General features: G+C 67.4%; 4 protein-coding genes. All 4 read left to right on the top strand.

Going from position 1 to position 2,510, the window contains the following annotated elements; genetic code table 11:
• Positions 1-576 precede the first annotated feature (576 nt).
• Positions 577-834, top strand: coding sequence for a hypothetical protein (locus ABT093_RS40860; RefSeq protein WP_350572583.1), 258 nt, complete (start codon positions 577-579; stop codon positions 832-834).
• A gap of 136 nt (positions 835-970) precedes the next feature.
• Positions 971-1,327 carry a hypothetical protein gene (locus ABT093_RS40855; RefSeq protein WP_350572582.1) on the top strand — a complete coding sequence of 119 codons (357 nt, stop codon included), beginning with the start codon at positions 971-973 and terminating at the stop codon, positions 1,325-1,327.
• 55 nt (positions 1,328-1,382) lie between these two features.
• Positions 1,383-1,592, top strand: coding sequence for a hypothetical protein (locus ABT093_RS40850; RefSeq protein ID WP_350572581.1), 210 nt, complete (start codon positions 1,383-1,385; stop codon positions 1,590-1,592).
• Positions 1,593-1,715: 123 nt separating this feature from the next.
• Positions 1,716-2,510, top strand: a 795-nt coding sequence (locus tag ABT093_RS40845; protein ID WP_350572580.1) for a hypothetical protein, incomplete at its 3' end; no start/stop codon positions are given.

Below are 2,510 nucleotides of genomic sequence, written 5' to 3'. Positions count from 1 at the left end.
AGCAGGCGCGGCGCACGGAGGGGGCGCGGCGGCGCGGCAGCGCGGCGACGGGGGCCCGGCGGGCGGGGGCGGCGCGGGCGGACCGGACGGCCCGGGGCGGGGCGCGGGGAGAGATCACCCCCCCACTACCCAGCAGGCACGCAGCCGACGGCGGACGGCACGGGCGGACGGGCACGGCGAACGACGGCGGCGCGGAGGCGGGCCACACGAACGGGTGACCTCACCGTGTCGCACCCACCACCCGCACCCAGGGGCCCGGTACAACAGTGCACGGTGGCAACCGGCGTCCCTGCGGGGCAAGCCCGGCAACCACAGCCAGCGAGACGCACGAGCAAGCGCGGGCACGGCGGCCCGGCAGACGGACAGCGCGCGGCGCGGCGGGCGGACGGAGAGATCACCCCCGCCACCCCGCCGGACGTCCAAGAGCGCGGACCGAGGACGGGCCAGGGCAACAGGGTGGAGAGATCACTCCCCAGCACAGTCGGGACCGAAGAATAAATTGCTTAACTCCATGAGTTCGGATATTGTAGTACCCATGAGGTCGGGGGTGCCGACCGTCGCCACGAGGAGCCCGCGATGAACATCGACACCCTGGTCCGCTTCACCCCACTGGCCTACGGCGTCCAAGTGCTGTCGGTTGTGGCGTTCGTGGACGGCATATCGGAGCTCCTCGTTGCATCCGCCGTCGTGAGCGGCACCGTCGGCGCCACGCTGCTCGCGATCATCCCGACCTTCGACAGCACGTTGGAGGCACACAAGCCGCAGGTGGCCAAGGCGGGGCTCAGTCAGCTCGGCATCGCCTGCGCCATGGTGGCACGCCTGTTGTTCATCTGACCCTCGCAACCCCACCCGCTGAACCTCAACCGATGTTGCTTAAGTCTATGAGTTACTGTACTGTAGTGATCACGAGGTCGGCAAAAGCCACCGCCCGTGCGACCGCTCGGCCGGCGCGCGCCCCGAAGGGACTGAAATGGACTCCTACAACGTCAAGCGACGCGCCTTCTCCACCTGGTACGTCACTCACAACGGGGCCTCACTGGACCTCAGCGGCTACCTGGGAACGCCCTATGCCAGCAGTCGACGCACGGCCGAGTTCTACGTCGGGTACTTCACCAGGTCGGACGACTATCAGGCGGAGTACGGGCTGCTGCTGACGCGGCGCCCCCCGTACTGCGCTCTCCCCGAATCCACAGCCGCCCACGACTCGCTGGAACTCGTGGCATCGACCATCAAGGCAATTTCTCGCGACACGGTCGGGCTCTTGATGTTGGCTGCCTGGATAGCGACGGTCTGCTTCCTCATGATCTTCGCGGTCGAGGTGCTGTAGGAGCCCAGCACTTCGATACCCCACACCGAACCATCATTCACAAGAAGGCACGATCATGGAACACACCACCAGGCAGTACTCCATAACCCGGACGTCCGTGGAGGCGTTCCGGAAGCTGTTTGCAGAGCTCAAGCTCTGGGAGGCGCTGGCCGAGTGCACGGAGGTCCGGGCCTTCACCCGGAGCGTCTTCGTGGTCAAGGCCACGACCGTCGGACACGAGGCGCTGCGGGAAGCCATGGGGCGAACGATGCCCGCCGCTGCCTGACAGTCGATGACCCACAGAATCAGAGTTGCTTAACTCTACGAGTCTGTGTAGAGTAGTTCTCACATGGGGCCGGGAACGACACGCAGCCCGGCCCCGTCCAACCCACACGTCCAGGAGGACGACATGACCGCTCAGACCACCTTCACCACCGTGACCGGCGCCACCTACTCGGCTGAGAGCAGCATCGGCGAGAACGGTGAGGTGACCTACACGGTCAAGCGGATCGTGCAGGAGGGCGTCATTCCGGTGGGGTCCTTCGTGATCCACCCCGACTACGACGCGCAGCCCACGGTGCCGGGCCTGGTAAACGTCCAGTTCGGCGCGGGCTCGGCCGAGGACCGGCACCAGCGCACCGACGTCCCGGCCCTTGGAAGCGCCAGCACCCCGTTCGTGGTCGGGCACAAGAAGGTGAACCCGCTGGACATCACGGCCACCTCGCCGATCGTCTGGCTCCACAACCTGGCCGGTGCCCAGTACGCCACCGGCGTCAGCGCGGTGGACGTCTCCGGTCGAACCGCGCTGCGCGCCGCTGACCTGGTTACGGCCCTGGTGGTCGAGTGGACGAAGCGCGACGATCTCGCCGAGCTGACCGCCAAGTACGCCGAGTTCATCAAGTCGGAGACCACCTGGACCGAGCAGCACGCCAAGGCCAAGGCCGACAAGGTCGACAAGCTCAAGCTCGACATCCTCTCGATCGGTGAGCGCATCACCGACCTGACCAAGCAGCGCGACGAGCTGCCCGAGAACGGGATGACCAGCCCGGACGTCACCCCGGACATGGCCCCCGCCGCGCAGCTCACCGGGGCGATCGCCGCGCTGAACCTCAAGCGCGCGGACCTGGCCGACGAGCTGACCGCGCTGATGGCTGACCGGCTCGGTGGTGGCCCAGGACCGCTACGCGATCGCGCAGGCGGTGGA

The organism is Kitasatospora sp. NPDC002551, from assembly GCF_040296005.1.
Taxonomy (GTDB): Bacteria; Actinomycetota; Actinomycetes; order Streptomycetales; family Streptomycetaceae; genus Kitasatospora.
Note: the sequence above shows the minus strand (reverse complement) of the source record. Positions and strands in the feature narration are given on the sequence as shown.

Bases quoted from the DNA above. Each gene is read 5' to 3' on its own strand.
- ABT093_RS40860 (WP_350572583.1), top strand. From the start codon at position 577: ATGAACATCGACACCCTGGTCCGCTTCACCCCACTGGCCTACGGCGTC.
- ABT093_RS40855 (WP_350572582.1), top strand. From the start codon at position 971: ATGGACTCCTACAACGTCAAGCGACGCGCCTTCTCCACCTGGTACGTC.
- ABT093_RS40850 (WP_350572581.1), top strand. From the start codon at position 1,383: ATGGAACACACCACCAGGCAGTACTCCATAACCCGGACGTCCGTGGAG.